The 23,923-nt window shown below is 52.3% G+C and carries 17 protein-coding genes and 1 riboswitch; of the genes, 5 read left to right on the top strand and 12 right to left on the bottom strand.

What is annotated here, in order from left to right; genetic code table 11:
* Positions 1-13 precede the first annotated feature (13 nt).
* The 7 genes from PsAD13_RS09935 to PsAD13_RS09905 form a co-directional block, all read right to left on the bottom strand.
* The gene (locus tag PsAD13_RS09935; RefSeq protein ID WP_063318037.1) at positions 14-1,465 is read right to left on the bottom strand and encodes an NAD-dependent succinate-semialdehyde dehydrogenase; all 1,452 of its coding nucleotides are present in this window, start codon (positions 1,463-1,465) and stop codon (positions 14-16) included.
* A 108-nt stretch (positions 1,466-1,573) separates the two neighbouring features.
* Entirely contained in the window at positions 1,574-3,247 is a 1,674-nt protein-coding gene (locus PsAD13_RS09930; RefSeq protein WP_063287751.1) for a BCCT family transporter, read from the bottom strand.
* 110 nt (positions 3,248-3,357) lie between these two features.
* A complete protein-coding gene (locus tag PsAD13_RS09925; RefSeq protein ID WP_063318174.1) occupies positions 3,358-4,824 on the bottom strand; it encodes an aldehyde dehydrogenase in 1,467 nt (488 codons plus the stop codon).
* Positions 4,824-5,870, bottom strand: a complete 1,047-nt coding sequence (locus tag PsAD13_RS09920) for an LLM class flavin-dependent oxidoreductase (RefSeq protein ID WP_063318036.1) — start codon at positions 5,868-5,870, stop codon at positions 4,824-4,826. The genes PsAD13_RS09925 and PsAD13_RS09920 overlap by 1 nt, the downstream gene beginning before the upstream one ends.
* 3 nt (positions 5,871-5,873) lie before the next feature.
* On the bottom strand, positions 5,874-6,791 hold the full coding sequence (locus PsAD13_RS09915; RefSeq protein ID WP_063318035.1) for a flavin reductase family protein: 918 nt from the start codon (positions 6,789-6,791) through the stop codon (positions 5,874-5,876).
* Positions 6,792-6,808: 17 nt separating this feature from the next.
* Positions 6,809-7,615, bottom strand: coding sequence for an alpha/beta hydrolase (locus PsAD13_RS09910; RefSeq protein ID WP_063318034.1), 807 nt, complete (start codon positions 7,613-7,615; stop codon positions 6,809-6,811).
* Entirely contained in the window at positions 7,581-8,189 is a 609-nt protein-coding gene (locus PsAD13_RS09905; RefSeq protein WP_057464621.1) for an amino acid synthesis family protein, read from the bottom strand. Before PsAD13_RS09905 ends, PsAD13_RS09910 begins: the two co-directional genes overlap by 35 nt.
* A 156-nt stretch (positions 8,190-8,345) precedes the next feature.
* On the opposite strand from PsAD13_RS09905, the gene PsAD13_RS09900 reads away from it, so the two are divergent.
* Together PsAD13_RS09900 and PsAD13_RS09895 are read left to right on the top strand one after the other, a co-directional pair.
* Positions 8,346-8,999, top strand: a complete 654-nt coding sequence (locus PsAD13_RS09900; protein WP_244275135.1) for a GntR family transcriptional regulator — start codon at positions 8,346-8,348, stop codon at positions 8,997-8,999.
* The gene (locus PsAD13_RS09895) at positions 8,999-9,289 is read left to right on the top strand and encodes a DUF1330 domain-containing protein (protein WP_063318033.1); all 291 of its coding nucleotides are present in this window, start codon (positions 8,999-9,001) and stop codon (positions 9,287-9,289) included. The genes PsAD13_RS09900 and PsAD13_RS09895 overlap by 1 nt, the downstream gene beginning before the upstream one ends.
* 6 nt (positions 9,290-9,295) lie before the next feature.
* Here PsAD13_RS09895 and PsAD13_RS09890 read toward each other — a convergent pair whose 3' ends face one another.
* The 4 genes from PsAD13_RS09890 to katG all read right to left on the bottom strand — a co-directional run bounded on the left by PsAD13_RS09890 (position 9,296) and on the right by katG (position 14,912).
* Entirely contained in the window at positions 9,296-9,988 is a 693-nt protein-coding gene (locus PsAD13_RS09890; RefSeq protein WP_063318173.1) for an ATP-binding cassette domain-containing protein, read from the bottom strand.
* On the bottom strand, positions 9,975-11,522 hold the full coding sequence (locus PsAD13_RS09885) for a thiamine/thiamine pyrophosphate ABC transporter permease ThiP (RefSeq protein ID WP_193777038.1): 1,548 nt from the start codon (positions 11,520-11,522) through the stop codon (positions 9,975-9,977). Before PsAD13_RS09885 ends, PsAD13_RS09890 begins: the two co-directional genes overlap by 14 nt.
* The gene (gene thiB, locus PsAD13_RS09880) at positions 11,498-12,478 is read right to left on the bottom strand and encodes a thiamine ABC transporter substrate binding subunit (RefSeq protein WP_063318172.1); all 981 of its coding nucleotides are present in this window, start codon (positions 12,476-12,478) and stop codon (positions 11,498-11,500) included. The genes PsAD13_RS09885 and thiB overlap by 25 nt, the downstream gene beginning before the upstream one ends.
* Before the next feature lie 33 nt (positions 12,479-12,511).
* Positions 12,512-12,618, bottom strand: a riboswitch (TPP riboswitch).
* 116 nt (positions 12,619-12,734) lie between these two features.
* Positions 12,735-14,912 (bottom strand): catalase/peroxidase HPI, encoded by a 2,178-nt coding sequence (gene katG / locus PsAD13_RS09875; protein ID WP_063318031.1) that lies wholly within the window; start codon positions 14,910-14,912, stop codon positions 12,735-12,737.
* Positions 14,913-15,238: 326 nt separating this feature from the next.
* On the opposite strand from katG, the gene PsAD13_RS09870 reads away from it, so the two are divergent.
* Positions 15,239-16,798 carry an L-serine ammonia-lyase, iron-sulfur-dependent, subunit alpha gene (locus tag PsAD13_RS09870; protein ID WP_063318030.1) on the top strand — a complete coding sequence of 520 codons (1,560 nt, stop codon included), beginning with the start codon at positions 15,239-15,241 and terminating at the stop codon, positions 16,796-16,798.
* 446 nt (positions 16,799-17,244) lie between these two features.
* On the opposite strand, the gene PsAD13_RS09865 is transcribed toward PsAD13_RS09870, so the two are convergent.
* Positions 17,245-17,466 (bottom strand): hypothetical protein, encoded by a 222-nt coding sequence (locus tag PsAD13_RS09865; protein WP_063318029.1) that lies wholly within the window; start codon positions 17,464-17,466, stop codon positions 17,245-17,247.
* 352 nt (positions 17,467-17,818) lie between these two features.
* Here PsAD13_RS09865 and PsAD13_RS27280 point away from each other — a divergent pair, with 352 nt between their 5' ends.
* Complete coding sequence (locus tag PsAD13_RS27280) at positions 17,819-18,256, top strand: Rrf2 family transcriptional regulator (protein WP_084404690.1); 438 nt, start codon at positions 17,819-17,821, stop codon at positions 18,254-18,256.
* A 348-nt stretch (positions 18,257-18,604) separates the two neighbouring features.
* Complete coding sequence (locus PsAD13_RS09855) at positions 18,605-23,914, top strand: autotransporter domain-containing protein (RefSeq protein ID WP_063318027.1); 5,310 nt, start codon at positions 18,605-18,607, stop codon at positions 23,912-23,914.
* Positions 23,915-23,923 lie beyond the last annotated feature (9 nt).

Raw genomic sequence — 23,923 nt, 5'->3', positions numbered from 1 at the left:
CTTGTTTTCTCTCTTAAACGCTGATGCAGATGTATTTCATCTCAACATAATCTTCGATGCCGTACTTGGAGCCTTCGCGGCCAAGTCCGGATTGTTTGATGCCTCCAAATGGTGCAACTTCAGTGGAGATCAGACCGGTGTTGACGCCTACCATGCCGTACTCCAACTCTTCCGCCACTTTGTAGACCGTGGAGAGATCATTGCTGTAGAAGTAAGAGGCTAGGCCGAACTCGGTATCGTTCGCTGCTGCAATGGCTTCGTCAACTTCCTTGAAGCGGAACAGTGGAGCAAGCGGACCGAACGTTTCTTCTCTTGCCACGTCCATCTCACCGGTCACATTGGCAAGAACGGTTGGCTCAAAAAAGGTGCCGCCTTTGTCGCTGCGCTCACCACCGCACACAATTCTCGCGCCGTTCTCAAGTGCATTCTTGATGTGGGATTCCACCTTTTGAACGGCAGCTTCTGTGATGAGCGGTCCGATGGTCACACCGGATTGGAAGCCATCACCAACACTCAGGTTACGAACAGCATCCGCAAGTTTTTTGGCGAAGGCGTCGTAAACACCATCCTGTACATAGATACGGTTGGAGCAAACGCAGGTTTGGCCGGCATTGCGGAACTTGGAAATCAGTGCACCTTCAACGGCCTTGTCCAGATCTGCATCATTGAACACGATAAACGGTGCATTCCCGCCCAGTTCCAGAGAGAGCTTCTTAATCTGGTCAGCACTTTGGCGCATGAGAATGCGGCCAACATTTGTGGAGCCAGTGAAGCTGATCTTCTGAACAATGTCGTTGGTGCACAGCTCTTCACCGACTGCAACGGCATCCGTTGATGGAAGGATGCTCAGCACGCCTTTCGGAATGCCAGCTTGTTCTGCCAGCAATGCCAAAGCAAGCGCGGAAAGAGGTGTCTCAGCAGCAGGTTTTACGATCATCGCACAGCCAGCAGCCAGTGCAGGCGCAGCTTTGCGGGTGATCATTGCATTTGGAAAGTTCCATGGTGTGATCGCTCCAACAACCCCGACTGGCTGCTTAATCACCATGATGCGTTTGTCTTCCTGATGGCCCGGAATAGTGTCGCCGTAAATACGCTTTGCTTCTTCCGAAAACCATTCAATGAAGCTGGCACCGTAAAGGATCTCACCTTTTGCTTCTGCAACCGGTTTCCCCATTTCTGCGGTCAGTATGGTTGCAAGATCATCTGCATTTTCAACCAGCAGGTCGAACCAGCGCCTTAGAACCTGCGCGCGGTCCTTGCCTGTGCGCTTGCCCCATGCTTTTTGCGCAGTCTTCGCGGTGGTGATCGCATCGACCACATCAGAGCGCGAGCAATCGGCAACATTGGCAATCAGTTCACCTGTAGAGGGGTTGTTGACTGCAAAGGTTTTCTGGCGCGAAACAAAGCTACCATCGATATATGCACCGGATTGCAACAGGCTTGGGTTGTTCAGCTTCAGGTCCATGGCGACACCCTTTGTCTTTCATTGTTGTCACATCGGCATAGTCATCACGCCGGAAAAGAATGGGGACCAGATGTGGCCCCCATTCCGTTCATTTTCCGTTAAATCGGATTACGCCCGCAGTTCGCGATCCAGAGCCGTTCCGTCAGGAGCGACTTCCTCATGAGGGTCTCTCACTGCACTTGAATCTTGCATGAGCGATTTCACAATTCCCCATGACATGAGAACCACAAGAGCACTGATCGGCAAGGCAGCTGCAATGGCAGCAGTTTGCAATGCGGATAATCCACCAGCAAGCAAGAGCGCCGCAGCAACAACACCCTGAGCAACACCCCAAATCACACGGTGCTGTTTAGGTGGGTGTGCATTCCCCATAGACAGGATTGTTGTGATCACCAAAGTGCCGGAGTCGGATGACGTGATAAACCATGTCGCCAGCAAGAAGGTGGTGAGTGCAGCAATCAGCCAGCTGATAGTCCCATTAGAGGTCATCTGCTCAATGGTGCCATAGAGCGCGCCACCAAGGTTCCAGCTGTTGACGGTATCAATCAGACCTGCGGTACCAACACCGCCCGGTGCATTCATTTCGATGAACAGTGCATTGCCGCCGAAAATGGTAATCCAGAGGAAAGCCATCACAGTTGGTACCAGCATGGCGCCGAACATGAACTCACGAATGGTACGACCACGGCTGATGCGTGCGATGAACATGCCCACGAATGGTGCCCAGGACAGCCACCAGCCCCAATAGAACATGGTCCAGCCGCCCTGCCATTTCACATCGCCCGGTTCACTTGCGGTCCAGAAGCCCATGGACAGGAAGTTGGACATGTAATCGCCAACGGATGTGAGGAAGAAGCTTGCGAGCCATTGAGATGGACCTGCCACAACAAAGAACAGGATCAGCAACAGTGTTAGAGCGATGTTCCACTCGGAAAGAATACGAATACCCTTGCCAATGCCAGAGACCGCAGACAGTGTCGCCACAATGGAAATACCGATAACCAAAGCGATCTGAGTAAGCGTGCCCGGATCAACGCCGAACAGCACGTTCAGGCCCTGTGCCATCTGGTTTACGCCAAGCCCCATGGATGTCGCGATGCCGAACACGGTGCCAAATACGGCAAGCAGATCAACCGCATGACCTGCCGGACCGTAGATGCGCTCGCCGAGGATCGGGTAAAGAGCACTACGGAACGTCAGTGGCAGCTTTTTGCGGAATGAGAAGTACGCAAGGCAAAGTCCGGTGATGGTGTAAATCGCCCAGCCATGCAGACCCCAGTGGAAGTTGGTCACGCGAACCGCATCAACGGCACGGTCCATGTTCATCTCATTGTGGCCAGCCATATCCGCAAACGGGTTGTTTGGATAACCCCAGCCCGCGGAATTGTCGAAGTAGAACAACGGCTCAGCAACACCAAAGAACATGATGCCGATGGATACACTTGCGGAAAACAGCATTGCAAACCATGCAAAGTTGCTGAATTCCGGACGTGCATCATCATCGCCCAGACGGATGGAGCCAAACCGGCTGACCATCAAGCCAATGCAAATGAAGAAGATGATCATGACTGAGGAGATGTAGTACCAGCTCAGCGCTGTTTCGACCCAGCTGCGTACCGCCCCGTACAGCTCACCGGCATAATCAACATTCAAAATCGTGAACACAACAAATGCCGCAACCATAGCCTTGGCTGCGATAGACATTCCGTTGTGCAGGCCCTTAAAGAGCCCCGTTTCGGCAACATTCAGATCTTTCTGAATGTGCTCTTTTTCGATAGCCATAGTTCCCTCCCAGGCTAAATTAATCGGACATTGTGTCCGTGCCGGGTTTCACCGCCGGCTTATCTCCAGCCCCTTCTGAACAGGAGCTACGGATGGGGTTCTCCCTGTTCTCAGCGCATAACGAATGGATCCGGGATCGGATCATCAGAGGTGCGCAACCAAACTGTTTTGACTGTTGTGTAGTCCAAAGCTGCCTGCAGTCCGCCTTCGCGGCCATGGCCGGAAAGTCCCTGTCCACCAAACGGAGCAACAGGGGAAACTGCGCGGTAGGTGTTCACCCACACGATGCCGGAGCGAATGCCCTTTATCATGCGGTGTGCCCGCGTCAGGCTTTGTGTGAAGATGCCGGAAGCCAGGCCAAATTTTGTGTCGTTCGCCATCTGCAGGGCTTCAGCCTCTGTCTCAAAGGTAAGAACAGAAAGGACTGGGCCAAACAGCTCGGTTGTCACACAAGGAGCATTTGGCACATCGGAGCAATCCAGAATGGTTGGCGGGAAGTAGAAACCATCACGGTCGCAATCCACGCCGCCTGTCAGGACCGTGGCACCAGCCTCAACAGAAGATTTGATAACTGCATTGATGTGGTCGCGCTGGCGCTGGCTGCACAACGGGCCGACCTCTGTTGCCATATCCTTCGGATGCCCGATGACGACGGCTTCAGCTTTGGCCTTCAAACGGGTAAGAAACTCATCCTTGATGCTCTTTGCGATGATCAGACGAGAACCTGCAACACAGCTTTGGCCTGTTGCTGCAAAAATGCCGGATATCTGCGCATTTACGGCGCTGTCGATATCTGCATCTTCAAACACGATAAATGGAGACTTACCGCCCAGCTCAAGCGACGTACTGGCAAGGTTTTCCGCGGAATTGCGCACGATGTGCTTTGCCGTTTCCGGTCCACCAGTAAAGGCAACGTGAGCCACTGATGGATGCGATGTCAGCACCTGTCCACATTCAGCACCAAATCCGGTGATGATGTTGACCACACCTTTCGGGAAGCCAGCTTCTTCAATCAGCTTGGCAAACTCCAACAGCGGTGACGGTCCTTCTTCAGACGCTTTCACAATCAAAGTACAGCCGGCAGCCAATGCAGGGCCGATCTTAACGGCAGACAGGAACAGCTGATTGTTCCATGGAACAATGGCAGCCACCACGCCAACTGGCTCGCGGCGCAACCATACTTCCATGTCCTGCTTGTCGATTGGAAGATGCGCCCCTTCAATCTTATCTGCCAAGCCAGCATAATACCGATAGTAATCCGCCACATACGCCACCTGGGCAGATGTTTCGCGGATGATTTTCCCGGTGTCCTGCGTTTCCAACTGTGCCAGCTTTGGCGCATTCGCCTCAACCAGATCTGCCAGTTTGTAAAGCAACTTGCCACGCTGTGTGGCGGTCAGATTGCTCCAGGCAGGATCAAAGAAAGCCCGCTCAGCTGCAGCAACAGCACGGTTTACATCCTCAGTCCGCGCCTCGGGCATTTCTGCCCAAGGTTGACCCGTTGCCGGGTCCAGACTTTGAAATTGTGCTGAGCCATCTTCAAATCGACCATCGATATAGTGCTGGAAGCGTTTCATCATGCATCCTTTTGGAAAGCAGGCATCACTTCGTTGATGAAGCGTTCAAGAGACGATTTCTTGCGCTCAAACGTCATGCCGCTATCAATCCAGAATGAGTATTCATCGTAACCAAGGTCTTCGTAGTGCTTCAGGCGCTCGATGACTTTTTCAGACGTACCGATCACATTGTTGGTGCGCATCTGCTCTGCGCTGTAGAATGGATGGTTCGCAATATCTTCGTCGCTGAGTGGCTCAATAAGACCCTGATTGATTGGGCGTTCATTTTTGAACCATGCACCAAAGTAGTTGTAGAAACGGTTGATCTCTTCAGCGCCTTGCTGAACATCCGCTTCATCACCACCAACATAGGTGTGGCGCAGCAACATAATTTTCGGGCGTGGAACGGACGGGCTTTTCTCACAAGCATCGTTGAAGCGCTCCATGAGGCTTTCAACTTCATCATCCCCGTTCCAGAGCGGCGTTACCTGAACATTACAGCCGTTCGCCACCGCAAAATCATGGGAGTTTGGATCACGTGCAGCAACCCAGACAGGCGGGTGCGGATCCTGCATTGGTTGTGGTGCAGACGTCGTTTTCGGGAACTGCCAATACTCACCTTTGTGAGCATAATCACCATCCCAAAGCTTCTTGACGGCAGGCACCAGCTCACGCATGCGCTGGCCCGCTTCCCACGCGTCAAGACCCGGGATCATGCGCTCATATTCAAAACTGTAGGCACCACGAGCAATACCCAGCTCAAGACGGCCATCCATAATGATATCCGCCATAGCTGCTTCGCCAGCCAGCTTGATTGGATGCCAGAAAGGCGCAATGACGGTTCCTGTTCCAAGACGTACATTTTCGGTCCGCCGTGCCAGATCTACAAGGTTGATGAAAGGGTTCGGCGCAATGGTGAAGTTCATGCCATGGTGTTCACCAGTCCAGATCGCATGCATGCCACCTTTGTCTGCAATCTCACAGAGCTGCAGAAACTCATCATAGAGTTTTTGCTGGCTTTCATCAGCGGAAATGCGCTCAAGATGGATGAAAAGTGAAAATTTCATGGCTTACTCTCCCAGTGCGATTTTGCGCACTTCGCCGTTTTCATGATTTCCAAAATAGATGCCGAAATTGCCCTTCTGCGTCTCCTTCGCAAACCGGCCCAGCATTTTCTGTGTGGCAGCATCCTGCACGCGCGCCAGCACATCATCTGTCAGCGCGAAGAAGTTTCCAGACTGGCTGGCCCCTTCACCGGCTGAGCAATGGAAAGCCAGATGCTGGGCATTCGCCTCTTCATCTTCATAGACGGAGTAAATGAAGCCGACAGAAGACGGGACACCGACCTCTTCCAGTAATGCTGTAAGTTCTTTGGTTGGTGTGCCTTTGCTGACATTGCGCGTTGGCAACCGCAGTTGGCCTGCATCATCTTCAAAAAACAGCACTTTTTTGTCTCGTTCCAGGAGAGCGCTCACAACGGTTTCGCTATCTACCTGAATGGAACTGACTTCTTGAGTGGCAGTAAAATATGCACCGCGCGCGTAACCCAGACCGTTGGCAACACCGGTCTCAAAAGCCTTTACTTCACCGATCAGAATTGCATGGTCACCCGCGTCCACCACATTGTGCATTGAGCAATCAAACCATGCAGCTACATCAGAAAGGACCGGAGCGCCATTCGGGCCGACTTTCCAGTCAACCGTCGCAAAACGGTCTTCGACACGGCTTGCAAAGGTGTTGGACACATCCTTTTGGGTTTCTGCCAGAATATTAACGGCGAAACCGGATGCCTCAGTCAACGCATCATAATTGCTGGAGCTTTTCGCAAGACATACCAGCAACAATGGTGGGTCGAGAGAAACGCTTGAAAAGGAATTTGCTGTAAAGCCGAGCGGCTCACCATCCTGCCCATGGGCTGTCACAACCGTAACACCGGTAAGGAATGTACCAAATGCATTCCTCAATGTACGTGGGTCCATCGCTGTCATCGGGTAGATCTCCCTTTCTATCCGTTTGTTCTTATTGGCTGTTTTAACCAGCTTGCCATTGCGGCGTTGACTTGTTCCGGTGCTGTCAGATTGACCATATGACGATGGCCTTCAATGATGCAGACCATGCCGTCCTGCGCTGCCTTGGCCATATCCACCGCCATTTCCTTGGTGGAGTTCGGATCACCATCACCCGTCAGCAAAAGCGCCGGGCATCTGATCTCCTCCCATTTGTCAGCATAGGTCGCGTCCCCATGTGCAAATGCGTTGTAAGTGACCGCATAGCCAACCGGATCAACCTCCCGGAGCCAGTTGCCGACTTTTTCTTTCGCCTGCTGATCCGCAATGCTCTCACTAAACCAACGGCTTAAAGGTCCGTCGATGTTGATGTGACCCTCTGCAATTTCCTTTGCCCGCGCCTCCACAGCACTGCGAGCCTCTGGAGATCTGCGGTAAACACCGTTCAACAAAGCAACGCGTTTTACGCGTTCCGGGTACGTTGCTGCGTAACCACCGCTGATCAGTGCGCCCATGGAGTGACCGGCAAGATTCACCTGATCAAACCCAAGTGCTGAGATCGCTGCATGCAGCCACGCCACATAGTCTTCCAGCTGAGAGCCTTGAGGAAGCGCAGTGCTTCCTCCATGCCCCGGCATGTTTACCGCGATAACACGATGCGTTTTCGCAAAGTGCTCGATTTGCGGCTCCCAGGAAGCATCCTGCATGCCAACCCCGTGGACCAGCACAAGCGGCTCACCTTCGCCAACCTCACGGTAGCAAACAGTGCCCTTAGGATGTGACAGCTGCAGGGTTGTCAACGTCATGTCCCAGCTCCTTAAGGTCCTGATAGCGATCACCAATCCGGTGGTGCGGGCGTCCTGAGAGTGAAGCTCCCAGTGCGATGACGATTTCATCTGGGCCCGGAGCATCGGGAATAGCAAGCTGAATGGTGAGATAGTGTGAACGGCGACCACCATCATTCTTGTCCATCAGCGGAATCATGATCGGAGCGTTTGCACCAGCGCGGGTGTTGCAGAACGCCAGATAGGTTTTGGCGCCAACAGCTTCACGGTAAAAATTACCAAATTGCAGTGTGTGAATGAGCGCAGAGGCATGCTCAACTTCACCGTTCACACCAACAACAGCTGCTTTACCGTAACCCTCAACCGCTTCACCAGAACCTGCAAAGTTGATGATCATATCCGTCAGCAAACTGCCAACATCTGGCGCAACATCATGGATGCCCGGACGCAGATCTTCAACAAAGCCCTGCCCAGCCCATGGGTTCTTGATCACAGCAACGGCCGCAATCATCCGCAATGGGGTCTCTGCTTTTTTGCCACCTTCAATCAGCGTGTCTTCCACGTGAAGAAGTGTCTTGCGTATCTCTGCTGGCATTGGTCTTCCGTTCATTCCACTGTCAAATTCAATGGTGATAAGATGGTATACCATAATACCGAATGTCAATACCTTCTTGCGAATGAAGTCAACGCAAGCTAGATTGCTGCCATGATCTCTACTGCAAATAATCCTTTGAAAATTGAGCGTCCCACCATGACGCTTCGCGATATGGCTCTTGAGAAAATGAGAGCCGCTATCATTGCCGGGCACTTCCAGTCAGGAGACCGTTTGGTCGAGCGGCCACTCTGCGACCAACTTGGCGTAAGCCGTTCAGTTGTAAGGGAAACAATCAGGTATCTTGAAGCAGAAGGCCTTGTTGAAATTCTGCCAAACAAAGGCCCGATCGTTGCCAAACTGGATTGGGAAAACGCGCAGCAGATCTACGAAATCCGCATGCTTTTGGAGACCAGTGCCGCACAAAAATGCGCTGAACTGGCCAAAGATGGGGATAAGAAAAAACTTGGTAAAGCGCTCGCTCAGCTCAAATTGGCCTACAGCAGCGGCGAAACAAACGACCTGTTTGAAGCAACAACATTATTCTATCAGTGCATTTTTGATATCAGCGGCCAGAACGTTGCATGGGAAGTGGTACAGCGACTCAATGGTCGTATCAGCCGTCTGCGCGCAATGACTTTGGGTACTCGTGACCGCCATGATGCAGGTTACAAGCGGATCGAAAAAATCTACTCCGCAATCGAAACGAACGACCCCCAGGCAGCTGCAGCTGCCATTCAGTTACATCTGACGGAAGCTGCAAATATTGCCAAAACCCTTCTGACTGCAGAGCTAAGCAAAAGCGAAAAATAATGCCTAAAGCCTACTGGATTGCCCACGTCACAGTCACGGACGCTGACGCCTACACAAACTACACCCAGGCCGCTCCAGCCGCCTTCCAAAAATACGGCGCCCGCTTCCTGGCCCGCGGCGGAAAAACCGAACACCTGGAAGGCACAACACATCCCCGTAACGTCGTCATCGAATTCGACACCATGCAACAAGCCCTGGCCTGCTACCACTCCCCAGAATACCAAGAAGCCAAAACCCACCGCAAAACCGCAGCTCTGGCGGATATCATGATCGTTGAGGGAATGGCGTAAGCTCCCCTACCCCAAATACTCCCGCAATGCTTGCGGTGGGTTGTTGAGCAGTTGTTGGGTTTCAGCAGGTGGGTGCGCTGATCCGTCGGCGACGAGGATTGCTTTGTTCGTGATGCGACGGGCATCTTGTGGGTCATGACTGACCATGAGAAGCGTCGTGCCTGTTTCTGCAACGAGGTCTGCGACCAGGTCCAGCATCTCGGCTTTAAGCGCTGGACCAAGGGCAGCGAAGGGTTCATCGAGTAACAGCAGATCACGGTGCTGAACCAATACACGGGCAAGCGCGACACGGCTTTGTTGACCACCAGACAGTTCAGCTGGTTTGCGTGCTCCCATCCCCGCCAGACCGACCCGCACAAGGGCCGCGTCAACTTGTTCTTGCTCAGGTTTTGAGAGCTTTCCGTCAGGCCGCAAACCGAGGGCTGCGTTTTGGGCCGCAGTTAAGTGCGGAAACAGATTGCCATCTTGAAACAGCATGGCGATTGGGCGTTTTCCCGGAGCCTGCTTGGTGAGCTCTTGTTTCTTCCAAAAAATGCGTCCTTGCGATAATTCACGGAACCCGGCAATAGCCTCAAGCAAGGTTGATTTTCCTGCGCCAGATGGGCCAATGACGGCAACGCTGCTGCCAGCTTCAACGTGCAAGTTGGCCTGCAATTGGAAACGGCCATTTGCAATGAGACAAGAGCTAAGCTTCAGCATGCCAGCGACCTCCCCGGTCTAAAATCCAGAACAGTGCCATTGAAAGCACAAGCAGTAAAAGAGCTCCGCCGGCTGCTGCCTGCATTTTGTATGCCCCCATCAAGCGGTAAATCTGTAAAGGCAGCGTTGCAATTTCCGGATCTGCAAACAGGGCAATCACGCCAAGGTCTCCCATGGAAAGTGCCGCTGCAAGCCCCGCAGCAAACCCGATCTGTGGCCGCATACGTGGAATGAGGACACGTGAGAAGAACACCCAGCCTTCCATATTTAGAGACAAGGCCAACCGTCCATGACGTGAAACCGTATCTCGCGCAGCAGGGACAAGAATGCGAAGGGCAAACGGCAATGCCATCGCCGCATTGACGAGTGCTGTCACAGGAAGAGCAAGGTCTGACGGGTTTGCCCATGGACGTATAATGATAAACAAACCCGTTCCAATCACCAGCGGGGATGCCGCTAATCCCAAAATTCCAGCAAGTTCAACCACACTATGCCGGCGAACGGCGATTGCGGCTGCCATAGGCAACGCGAGCAGCAACAAGATCACTGTGCTGGCTAAGGCGACAGCAACAGAAACGAGTGCCGCCTTCAACACAATAAACGGCACCAGAAACAGACCGCTAAACCCTGACAGAACAACGGCACTGAGCGGCAAAAGCAAAAACAGCGTTGCAAGTGAAATCCAGAGGATGTCTGCGACAGGTGCACCACCATCCCAGCGCTGGATCGCTCGGTCCAGTCCTGCGCCAAACCCTTCACCACGTGAAAGCTTCAGTGCTGCGAAAGCTGCAGCAGCAGTGAGCATGAGTTGCAATGCAGAAAGCAGCGCGGCGCGGCCAAGATCAAAATCGTAAGTAAAAGCCTGATAGATCGCCAGCTCAATAGTTGTCGCCCGCGGCCCGCCACCAAGTGTCAGAGCAACAGCAAAGCTTGTCAGGCAGATCGCAAAGATCACAGCCAGTGCACCGGGTAGAATGCGCGCGAGCATGGGGAGTTCTATCAGCCGAAACAGGGCTTTTCCATCACACCCAAGCTGCGCCGCAAGGCGAAAGCGCTCTGAGGGAACCTCTTGCCACCCCTGCAAGATCAATCGGGTTGCCAGCGGAAGGTTGAAGAAAACATGAGCCAGCACAACACCGTGGAGGCCATAAATGCGAATGGGTGAAGCACCGAAATAGACAAGCACATCAGATATCCAGCCCGCACGGCCAAACACCTGCAGTAACCCAAGAATGGCGACAATAACTGGAAGAATGAAGGGCGCACCAAGCAGGGCAATAAGCAAACTGCGGCCCGGAAACCGCCGTCGCGCCAGGGCGCGCGCAACCGGCACAGCCAGCGCAACACTGATCACAGCAGAAAGCACGGCCTGCGTGAGCGTAAACTTGAGAGCGGCCCAATCGGAAGAGGAAAAGCCGTGACCCGCTTCGGCTCGCAGAGCAACCGCGGCCAACGTGCCAAGTATGAGTGCCGCGACAAGCAATGCCGCGGCAACACCGGGAAGCGAACTTACTGGCTGAGCGCTTCTAGCCATTCCGGCAGAGCCTCACTTCTTGCAGTAGCAGCTTCGTCAGGCTTAAAGAACAAAGCTTTTTCAGGCACCTGCAGTGTGTCAAAGCCAGCAGGCAAACCACCTTCAGGTGTCACAGCAGGATACATCCAGTTGGTCGTTGGAATGATTGTCTGGAAAGCATCTGAAACCATGAAGTTCAGGAACTTGTCTGCCAACTCTGGCTGATCAGTCCCGGCAAGCTTTGCCGCTACTTCAACCTGCATGTAATGGCCTTCTTCAAACGCGGCAGTGGTCTTGCTGTTATCTTCCTCGGCAATCAGGTGGTAAGCCGGAGACGTGGTGTAACTGAGCACCATCTCCGCTTCCCCATCAAGGAAAAGACCGTAGGCTTCAGACCAACCTTTTGTAACCGTCACGATGTTATCGGAAAGATCCGCCCACACATCAGCAGCTTCGTCTCCGTAAGCCGCTTTCACCCAAAGCAGCAGCCCGAGGCCGGGCGTAGAGGAGCGTGGATCCTGAATAAGGATCTTGGCATCACTCTTTGCAAGCTCGCGGAAGTTGGTTGGTACGGTTTCGCCAGCCTTGTGTACGAAGGCAAAGTAGCCCCAATCGTACGGCACAAAGGTTTCGTCAGCCCACTCCACTGGCAGTGTGTATTGGGCTTCAACAGTGTGTGGTGCAAACAGGCCAGTTTTCTTGGCAGTCTCTACCAGATTGGTGTCCAGACCCAGCACCACATCGGCATCTGAGTTTTTACCTTCAAGACGAATGCGGGAAAGCAGTGCTGCGCCATCTTCGACGCCAACAAGTTTCAGGTCACACTCGCATACAGCCTCAAACGCTTCTTCCACTTTTGGGCCTGGGCCCCAGTCAGAAACGAAGCTGTCGTATGTGTAAACTGTCAGTTGAGGCTTCTCAGCAGCCATCGCTGATGTTGCAGTGAGTAATCCCGCAGCAATTAACAGATGTTTCAAGTCATCCTCCATTGCGGCGAGAGGGCAAGGATGGATGAAACCGGTACCCTTCCCTCCGCCGGTTCTAGCCGGTTCAGGTTCAACGGGTTCGCCACTAAAGCATCTCAGCACGACAAATACGCGCACCCCGAGGTCAAGCGGTTCTTAACCGGAAAAACACAGAAGCGCAACTGGATATAGCCAGCGTCTGGAGAGCACCTGTAGGGAGTTGCAATAAAAAGCCCGGGCAGTTTCCTGCCCAGGCTCGTCGCATTTATTAGGCTGTCAGGTCGAAGCGGTCGGCGTTCATGACCTTGGTCCATGTTGCCACGAAATCGCGGACGAACTTTTCGTGGTTGTCATCCTGAGCATACACTTCAGCATAAGCGCGCAGGATTGAGTTGGAGCCAAACACAAGGTCTGCACTGGTTGCAGTCCACTTAGGCTTGCCAGATTTGCGGTCACGGATTTCATAGGTGCCATCTTTGAGTGGATGCCAGCTGTTGTCCATATCGGTCAGGTTGACGAAGAAGTCCGTTGTCAGCTGACCTTCGCGGTCCGTGAAGACACCGTGCTTTGATCCGCCATAATTGGCACCAAGAACGCGCAGGCCACCAACAAGTGCAGTCATTTCCCAGCCAGTGAGGCGGAGGAGCTGAGCACGATCCAGCATCATCTCTTCCGGGCTAACAGCGTACTCTTGCTTCTGCCAATTACGGAAGCCATCAGAAATAGGCTCCAAAACAGAGAAGGATGTCGCGTCTGTCATCGCATCTGTTGCATCACCGCGACCAGAAGCGAATGGAACTTCCACGTTGAAACCAGCTGCCTTGATGGCATTTTCCACACCAACATTTCCTGCCAGCACGATCACATCTGCGACTGAGGCTCCTGCCTGCGCTGCGATTGGTTCAAGCACAGCCAGAACTTTGGCAAGCCGGTCTGGCTCATTGCCAACCCAATCCTTTTGAGGAGCGAGGCGGATACGAGCACCGTTGGCACCACCGCGCATATCAGAACCGCGATAGGTACGTGCGCTGTCCCAAGCGGTTTTGATCAGGTCTTCATTGCTCAAACCACTTGCCGCAATTTTTGCTTTCACCGCAGTAACATCATAGTTGGTGTTGCCTGCTGGAACAGGATCCTGCCAGATAAGGTCTTCTTTCGGCACATCCGGGCCAAGATAATTGGCTCTCGGTCCCATGTCGCGGTGTGTCAGCTTGAACCATGCACGCGCAAACGTATCTCTGAAGTACTCAGGATCTGCGATGAATTTCTGACAGTACTCGTTGTAGATCGGGTCAACCTTCATCGCCATGTCCGCATCCGTCATGATCGGATTGTGACGAACAGACGGATCCGTTGGGTCAACAGGCTTGTCTTCTTCCTTGATGGAAACAGGTTCCCATTGCCATGCGCCGGCAGGAGATTTTACCTGCTCCCATTCATGGCCGAACAGCATATCAAAGAAACCCATATCGAATGTGGTTGGGTGTGTGGTCCACGCACCTTCGATACCAGAAGTAAAGGCATTCGTTGCCTTGCCATCCTGTCCGGGGTTAGACCAGCCAAAGCCCTGCTCTTCAAGACCAGCGGCTTCCGGTGCGACGCCGATGTTATCGACGGCACCGCGTCCATGGGTTTTACCAACGGTGTGACCACCACAAGTCAGCGCAGCAGTTTCCTCGTCATTCATTGCCATACGAGCAAAGGTTTCGCGGATCTGATCAGCTGTTTTTTGCGGACCGGGAACGCCATTCACGCCTTCGGGGTTCACGTAGATCAAGCCCATGTGGGTTGCTGCAAGCGGGTTTTCGAGCGTTGAAGGGTCATCCAGATCGTCATAGCGCTCTTCACTGCGCGCAAGCCATTCTTTCTCAGATCCCCAATAGGTGTCGATCTCCGGACCCCAGATATCCTCACGGCCAAACCCGAAACCAAAGGTTTTCAGACCCATGGAGTCATAGGCGATAGTGCCTGCGAGAATAATCAGATCAGCCCAGGAGAGAGCGTTGCCGTACTTTTTCTTGATAGGCCAAAGCAAACGGCGCGCTTTATCAAGGCTTGCGTTATCAGGCCAGGAGTTAAGCGGAGCAAAGCGAATGTTGCCGGAACCGCCGCCACCGCGACCATCTGCAAGACGATAAGAGCCAGCTGTGTGCCACGAAAGGCGGATCATCAGGCCACCATAATGACCCCAATCCGCTGGCCACCAGTCCTGACTGTCGGTCATGAGCGCATGAACGTCTGCCTTCACCGCTTCAAAATCGAGTGATTTAACAGCATCATGATAGTTGAAGCCTGGGTCCATCGGGTTGGTACGCGCACCATGTTGATGGAGGATGTCGAGATTCAAAGCATCAGGCCACCATCGGGTAACCGGCTTATCCATCGATGTGTTCGCGCCATGTACCACCGGACAAACACCGGCTGTCTTGACATCGTTACCGTGCATTGCTGTCTCCACTATCTAATTTGGCTCTTGCTGGTTTTGACGTAGCGTTTACCTTAAGCGGTGAGACGAAACGATGCATCCAGCAAATTCTAGACTGAATATAGATCGCTAAACGCATTAAGTGAAATTGCATCTTCTACTCATATCAATAAGTTTTTCTTATCGTATAAATTTGAAGGTAAACGAAGGCGCTTAGATTGCTCCTCTGAGCTCTCCTCATCACACACAAAGATGCTTTTCGCGAGGTAAGGAAAGCATCAGTTCTGCCCTTCAATGCAGCAACAATCCGTGTAAAATATCACATTGATTTTCGCGGAGAAATTTGCATGAGCACTATCAGCCTTCTCAATTCCATAATTGGTCCGGTGATGAGAGGACCCTCGAGCTCTCACTCTGCAGCGCCATACTTCATAGGGAAGACTGTCCGTCAACTTTCCCTTTGTGATGGCGATAAAATTGTGAATGTTGAAATTGCGTTCGATCCAGAGGGCTCATTTGCCCAAGTTTATACCAACCAAGGCAGTGACGAAGGCTTTGCTGCAGGCTTGATGGGAGAAGAGGTCACCTCACCTAAGTATCGACAAGCTCTATCTGATCTGATGAACGGCAAGCCATTTACGCTAGAGATCAACATTAGAAATTTAGACACCAACGATCATCCAAACCGAGTGGAAATTGCAGTCACGGTTGAAGACAGCGAAGGCGCACTTCGGGAAGATCACTTCAAAGGCCTTTCAATAGGCGGCGGGATGTTCAAGCTCGATAGCTTTAACTCTTTCGCAATTGATGCGACTGGGAGCGATTTTATACTTCTGCTGGAATGTGGAGACAATTCATCTCTTCAGCAGCTTCCCTCAAATGCAAAGGTACAAGCTCGTGTCTGTGCAGGTTCAAAGAATAGCTACCAACTTATTGAGATCAAATCCAGTTCGCCACTATCACCTCAACAACCAGAGTTGAAAGACATGATAGAACAGAGCTGGAAGGTCAGGTCCTGCACACCTGTCCAATTCTCTGTCCACGACGAGGCCCCTCTTTTTGCCAGCCCAAAGGCTTTGGTCCAACAAACCAGCAGAGGACACGGTCTTGCAGATCTTGCTTTGTCCCTGGAAGCCAAACGGTTAGGCTTGACTGAACCCCAAACACGAAAAGCCTTTGCAGACCGCTATGATGTGATGATGGACGCAGTTAAGGCAGGCCTAGCGCTTACCAATCAATCATCCACTATGAAGTTCCTGAAACCGAGCGCAAAGCAGGTTGGTGCAGCAAATCCCGTGGAGATTATCGGCTCACCATTCTTGCAGGATGCGCTTAGCGCTTCTCTTGCAGTTATGGATGCAAACGCAAATCGGGGAGTGGTTGTTGCTGCTCCAACAGCTGGAAGTTCTGGCATCGTACCAGGCACGCTATATTCCTTGAAACAACAAGGTGTTGATCGTGAAAGGATTATCGACGCCCTTCAAGTCACAGCACTTGTGGGAGCTGTTTTTGCTGAACACGGAAGTTTTGCCGCTGAAACGGGAGGATGCTCAGTGGAGACTGGTGCGTCAGCCGCGATGGTCTCAGCTGGATTGGTCCATCTGTTTGGAGGAACAGCACAACAAGCCTTTAATGCGGCATCACTTTGTCTGATGAATACGCTTGGTTTGGTTTGCGACCCAGTTGGTGGGGAAGTGGAAATTCCCTGTCATGCGCGCAATATCGCTGGGATCGCGCATGCGCAATCGTCTGCGGTTGCTAGCCTTTCTGGTTTTGACGCTGTTTTGCCATTTGATGAGATGGTCATCAGCACACAAAAAGTAGGCAAACAGATGAACTCTGACTTGCGCTGTACAGCTCGCGGTGGATGTGCGGCAACACCGACCGCCTGTGCAATGTGCGGATGAGGTTGATCCATAGATATCAATTCCTTAACCGCTAATACTCCCCTCAACCGTCTACTTAGGAGCTTCATCATCTCAGCGTTGTCCAGGTTGCCACCTAAGACAGCTAGCGCATCAACCACCATCTGCCGGACGGCGCGTTAATCCGCGTCATTGACTTGCCAGCTCCACGCTCAACCGTGCCACCTTCGATAGCAAGAAGCTGGACACCCTCTACATCACCAGCGCCTGCCTATCCAAAGCTTCCCTCTCCGGCGATCTCTTCACCTACAAACCGGGTGAGAAGGACATTCATAGATCGGACTTTGAGGTGAAGAGGGAGCTCCTCTCACCCCTCTCAAACAAACCAGATCAGGCCAAGCCAGATCCAGAGGGGGGCTGGGACTATGGCCCAGATGAAGATGGCGGGGAGGTACTCGTAGATTTTCATGGGGCTCTTCCGATTTCTGTCAGATCAATTCAAATGCTTCTGCCAGTGTCACAACGCAGGCGACTGATATGCCGAGTGTTACGAAGATACGAATGTGTTTGAAGAAAGCTAGCTCTGCCTTGGGTTTCACGCCGGAGCCATATCCTCTGCCATCCAGGTAGATGCTTGTGATCATCGTCAAAAACAGTAGGAACCAGAGAGCAACCAATCCTTCTGCGATCAAGACAATGGCGGGCAACATAACAGATCTCCGTAGTTTAAAAGTTTCAGAGCAGGCGGTGGCACATCAGAGCAATCAGTGTTCTTTACGGGGAAGAAATTGACAGCTTAATTCGATGCCAAACACTGGTGAAACCGCCCCTGCCCTCTATCGTGACAACTTTCCGACTCATAATATCTATTTTATATATATCTTTATCATCGCACATAACAAAAGACATATATTATTTGCATCTTTTCTTAGAAAGAGCTGAGCTGGCGATAAATAATGTGTTATTTCATACACTTAAAATATACACAGCACCACATCGCTTTCGGTGTTCAGCACTCTCTGATTTTATGATATACGCACGATATATCTTTGGAGCATCACTATGCGTTTAAATCAGGCAAGCGATTTTGCTTTGCGGCTCGTTATGCAATGCGCCATGCAACCAGACATTCTTCAGCGCATCGATCAGGTCGTTCTGCAGCAAGGTTTCTCTCGAGGCCATGTAATGAAACTCGTCAACCAACTCTCCCGTGCCGGTATTCTGGAGACCATGCGTGGTCGTGGTGGAGGGTTTAAACTGGGCCGTCTCGCACAAGACATCAGCGTTGGAGATGTTGTTCGCGCGGTAGAGAATGATTTTGCCGTGGTCGAGTGCCTGCGACAGAGCGAATGTGGAGAAATCCAATGCTGCTTCCTCCCCTCTTGTCGCCTCAAACCATTGATGCAAAGAGCATCCAGCGCCTTCCTGAGCGTGCTCGATGAAATGACAATTGAGAGTGCAGTTATCGATTTGCCCGTACCAGCAGAATTTAAGTTCTGAAAGCTAGCAGGAAGAATACTTCTGAAACTCTATTGATCTTCTCATATGTATTTTTGACCAATCCTATATTGAGTTCACAATTAAATCTAATTTAACAAATAAAAACTCTATTAATGACTATATTCGATTCAGTTAATCTATAGCTCATGAGAAGAGTATTGCGTATCACTTCATAGCTCCTCAGTAGAATACAGCATAATTGTGTAGCGCGAAGAAATCTTAACGGATTACTAATGTGATTACTCACACTGAAGCTGCGTTTTGCTCTGCGCAACCTTCGGTAACGGCTGTGCTCGACTGAACAACTGTCTCAGAACTGCTGTAACTGGCAAATGTGTGAGGGTTGAAATGTGGTATAGTGAGCGTCTTCTGGGAACAACTGCACTTGCAGGCCTCGCGTTTGCCTGTCTGTTCAGCCTTCAGGTGGAACGGGCAGATGCACAGACGGTTATTACCGGTACTATTAACAACCCTCCCTTCACAATCAATGGCTCAAATGGTTTACGCATTGGCCAAAACGGCTCTGATGGAACATTGAATGTATTCGCTGGAACCACAGTCCCCATCGGGCAACTTGTAGAGATTGGCGTTGTGAACGCGAACGGCACATTGAATGTTTTTGATAGTGCTGTGGTTTTCCAATCAGGATCGTTCGCGTTCATAGAGGTTGCAAACGGCGTCAACGAGGGCACCATAAACCTTTACAATAACGGCCAAATTTTTGCTCCCACATCTGACATGGTTTTAGAAGGTAAAGGCACCATCAATATAGGTGGACAGGAAGGCGCTGGTGCTCTTGCCACCGGTTTCCTGGAAGTCGACGACCTTTACATGCTGAACGGCTCAAAAATTGTGATCAACACCACGAGCACGGGAGGCGATCATCTTGTCGCAGATCTAACTTCAGTCACGTCGGGTGCTGGCGAAGTCCTTTTTGAAAATGGCTCCACTCGCCTGATTGGAAACAACAGCCAGTTTTCAGGAAAAATGTTCTTTGATGAAGGTGCAACCGTCTCGTTCACAAGCACCAATGCGGTTGGAAATGCACAGCTGGACTTTATCGGCGGCACTTTTGTTTCAAATAGCAGCCTAACCGTAGAAGGCGACATTGAAGTCACCAATGTGGGCGCTACAAACGATGCAACCTTTGCAACCTCGTCAGGCAACCTCACCCTTGCAGGGGATATGTTTGGCAACGGCAAAGTCAGGTTTGAAGGCAATGGCGTAACCATTCTGTCGGGCAACAATTCCTGGACCGGCGGAACGGACATTAATGGCACAGAAGTTCAGTTTTCAAACGCGTCCAATCTGGGCAACAGCGCGATTGAACTGAACAGCGGCCACCTCACATTTACCGGCTCTTCAGCAACAATCAACAACCTCATCGATCTGGATGGAACCTCCTCAATTGAGGTTGGCACGAACGACACCCTCACTGTCAGCAATGATATCAGCGGGTCTGGTCGCTTAAAGAAACTGGGCAACGGAACGCTCGTTCTTGATGGAGCGGGTAGCAACTTCAGTGGTGGGCTGGATCTGGCAGACGGCACCGTAGAGTTTGGAGCAGCTGCCAACATCGGCAGCGGAAACATCATTTATTACGGTGGTGATCTGAGCTATATTTCTGGCTCGGATGCAACCATATCGAACACGTTTGAGATGCATAATAACGGCAATCTTGACGTGCAATCAGGTCGTACTTTGACGATTACAGGTGACATCGTTGATGGCGGCGGTTCACCCGGCAAACTGACCATCGGCTCCGGCGGCACAGTTGACCTGCAAGGCACCAACACATTCTCAGCCGGTCTGGTCGTTCACGAAAACAGCACAGTTGGCTTCTCTGACTCTGACGATCTTGGCAGTGGCACTGTTGAGCTCGACAACGGCAACCTCACCTTTAACGGAACCACTGCAACGATTACCAACCTGATTGATCTGGACGGCACATCATCCATGACAGTTGGGTCCGGTGACACGCTCACCGTCAGCAATGATATCAGCGGGTCTGGGCGGCTGAAAAAGTTTGGTGATGGAACGCTGGTTCTTGGTGGAGCGGGCAGCAGCTTCAGTGGTGGGCTGGATCTGGCGGATGGAACTGTGCAGTTTGGAGCGGCTGCCAACATCGGTAGCGGAAACATCATCTATTACGGTGGTGATCTGAGCTACGTGTCCGGCTCGGATGCAACCGTCTCAAATACGTTTGAAATGCACAATGACGGTACCCTTGACGTGCAATCAGGCCGCACCCTCTCAATCACCGGCAACATCGTTGACGGCGGCGGCTCACCCGGCACGCTGACCATCGGTTCCGGTGGGACAGTCAATCTGCAAGGGACCAACACATTCTCGGCAGGCCTTGTCATTCAGGAAAACAGCACTGTCGGTTTCTCAGATTCCAATGATCTGGGCACTGGCACAGTTGGACTCGACAACGGTAACCTCAACTTCACCGGAACCTCCGCAACAATCGCAAATACGATTGAACTGTATGATGATAGTAGTCTTGACCTGCAATCCGGGCGTACTCTGACAATCACAGGCAACATCGTTGACGGTGATGGCACACCGGGCTCCTTCACCATCGGCTCCGGCGGCACAGCCAATCTGCGAGGAACCAACACGTTCTCAGGCGGTCTGATCGTTCAGGAAAACAGCACAGTTGGCTTTGCAGACTCCGATGATCTGGGCACAGGCGCGATTGAACTCGACAGCGGTAACCTCAATTTCACCGGAACAACCACGACGATTGCCAATCTGATTGATCTGGATGGAACATCATCCGTGACGGTGGGCTCTGGTGATACCCTCACTGCCAGCAATGACATCAGTGGTACTGGGGTGCTGAAAAAACTCGGGGCAGGAACGCTGGTTCTGGGTGGCGCGGGCAGCAGTTTCAGCGGTGGTTTGGATCTGGCAGCCGGTACTGTGGAGTTTGGAGCGGCAGCCAGCATCGGCACAGGTGAAGTTCTCTTTTACGGTGGTGATTTGAGTTATATTTCTGGTGCAGATGCGACCATCGCCAACGATTTCAAGATGCATGATGATGGTACGCTTGATGTGCAAACCGGACGCACCTTGACACTGACTGGTGATATCACAGATGGAGGCAGTACACCGGGGACTCTCACCATTGGGTCTGGCGGCACGGTCAACCTGCAGGGCGACAACAGTTTCTCTGGTGGCCTCATTGTTCAGGAAAACAGTTCCATCGAGTTTACCGATCCGGACCGCCTTGGGCTTGGCACAACCATCCTCAGCAATGGTAACCTGTTCTATCAGGGTACCACAGACGTCAATCTCTCAAGGATTGCTATCGCCAGTGGCACAAGCAACACAATCGACATTGATGACAATACGGTCGATCTGGAAATCTCCTCCAACCTTTCCGGTTCAGGCAACTTATCTATCGATGGAGGTCAAACTGCTACCCTTACTGGTACCAACAGCTCATGGACTGGAGATCTTGGCGTAACCGATACCGAGTTGATCTTCAACGACGGCACCAACATCGGCAATGGTAACGTTGGCATCACGCTGAACTCCTCAACCCTGACCTACACCGGCGGCAGCACGGTCACCATCAATGAGCTGGCATTTTCCGGAGCCGGAAACGTAGTTGGAACGACTGACATCGTTGGCCAGATCAACATCATGTCCGGTTTGACAGGTTCTGATCAGATAGTCTTCACTGGCCCCGGCGAAGTCAACCTGCTTGGCGACAACTCAGGCTACACAGCAGATATTGAAATCGACACAGGCACAGTCGGTCTGGAAGGCTTCTCCACCTCGGCTATCGGGTCCGGCAACGTAATCGTAAACGGCGGAACTCTTTTCTATCTGGGCACAGGCAGCGAAACTGTCGATACGACCAAGCTGCAGGTAGATAGCAATGACAATACCATCGACATGGCAAACGCAGATGCAACCCTCACCTGGACAGGAGATGCCACTCCCGGTGGAGGTACCTTCCTAAAGAACGGCGCAGGTACGCTTATCCTATCAGACGGCACTAAATCGCTGGTCAGCTCCACCATCAACGGCGGCACCATGCGGATTGGTACGTCCTTAACGGATAGTTCTACTCTTTCAGGTGATCTGACCGTGAACGCGGATGGTCGGCTCGAAGGGTACGGTACAGCCAGCGGCAGTGTGACACTTAACGGCGGCATCATCGCACCCGGAGCATCCTTCGGCACAATTACGCTCGGCAGTCTGGATGCGACGGGCACTGGCGGCACGCTGGAGATGGAAATCGGCTCTGATCCGGTTTCTGGAATGGCAAACGCGGATCAGATCCAGATCCTCGCAGGTGGTAGTGTGGACCTGAATGATGTTGCGCTTGATCTCGTTAACGTTATGGGTCCAACACCGGTCAAAATCGGCGATGAGTTCGTCATTATCGACAATCTCTCCACTCCGGGGACAGAGCCACCGACTGGTACATTCAGTTCAGTCAGCCACGATATGTTTATGCTCGATGTGAACGTGCTCTACGGTATTCCCGGAGACGGTAACGATGTCGCGATCCAGTTCATCCGAAGTTCCAATGACTTCAATGACCTGGCAAATACGCGCAACGAACATGCAGTCACACAGACATTGGACTCCATTAATGAGAGTGGCGATCTCTTCACACAGCTCGCTCCCATGAACAACGCTCAGATTAAAGCTCTTCTCGATCCCCTCGCTGGTGAGATCAACGCTTCAACCCGTGCAATCCTTCTTGCCGACAGCCGCTTCCTGAGACAAGCGGTGAATGACCGCCTTTACAAGGCCCACAGCGCCTTCGCTGCAGACCTGGATGACGATACCGTTTCCCGCAAAGTTGGCCCCTTTGAGATGTGGGGACAGGTCTACGGCAGCTGGGGTCAATTCTTCTCCGATGGCAATGCCCGCACCACAGGCAGAAGCGTCGGCGGCGTTCTGGTTGGTGTTGATGCGACCTACTTTGACATGGTGCAGCTGGGTGTGGTTGCAGGTTTCGGCAGAACCTCCATCGACATCAGTTCCATCGACGCCTCATCTGACAGTGACAGCTACAGTGTCGGCGGCTACGCCAGCGCAAATCCAATTGACAAGGTCAAGCTGCGTGGAGGTGTTGCAGGTACATGGTACAACATTGCAACTGATCGCGATGTAAGCCTCTTCCCGGAAGAAACACTGTCATCTGACCAGTTCGCCGGTTCTGTTCAAGTGTTTGGTGAGCTTGGGTATACGTTGGAAAGCGCTTATGGCAATCTGGAGCCTTTCGCAGGGGTTGCCTATGCTTACCTGTCCGGCCCCGGCTTCAACGAAACCGGCGGTGCAGCAGCTCTCAAAGCAGATGGACAATCCAACTCCCTCACCTTTCTGACGCTGGGAACACGCGGCGAGTTTGATCTTTCCAACTACCTTTATGGGGACACAAGCTTTGTTGGCTTGGCAGCCTGGCAATACTCTTCCGCCGATACGCTCGACTACACCCAAAGCTTCATCGACAGCGGCAACCCTTTCACCGTCGCCAGCGTCCCAATCGCCCGCAACGTGGCCCTGATCGAAACCGGCCTTGAATCCCGGTTGGCCGAGCACATCCAACTCAACATCAACTACTACGGCCTCCTCGCCGACCAAACCCTAGACCACGGCGCCAACGCAAGACTATTCGTGCAGTATTGAGGGAAGAAG

It is taken from the genome of Pseudovibrio sp. Ad13 (genome assembly GCF_001623225.1).
Taxonomy (GTDB): Bacteria; Pseudomonadota; Alphaproteobacteria; order Rhizobiales; family Stappiaceae; genus Pseudovibrio.
This window is presented reverse-complemented; position numbering and strand designations above follow the sequence as displayed.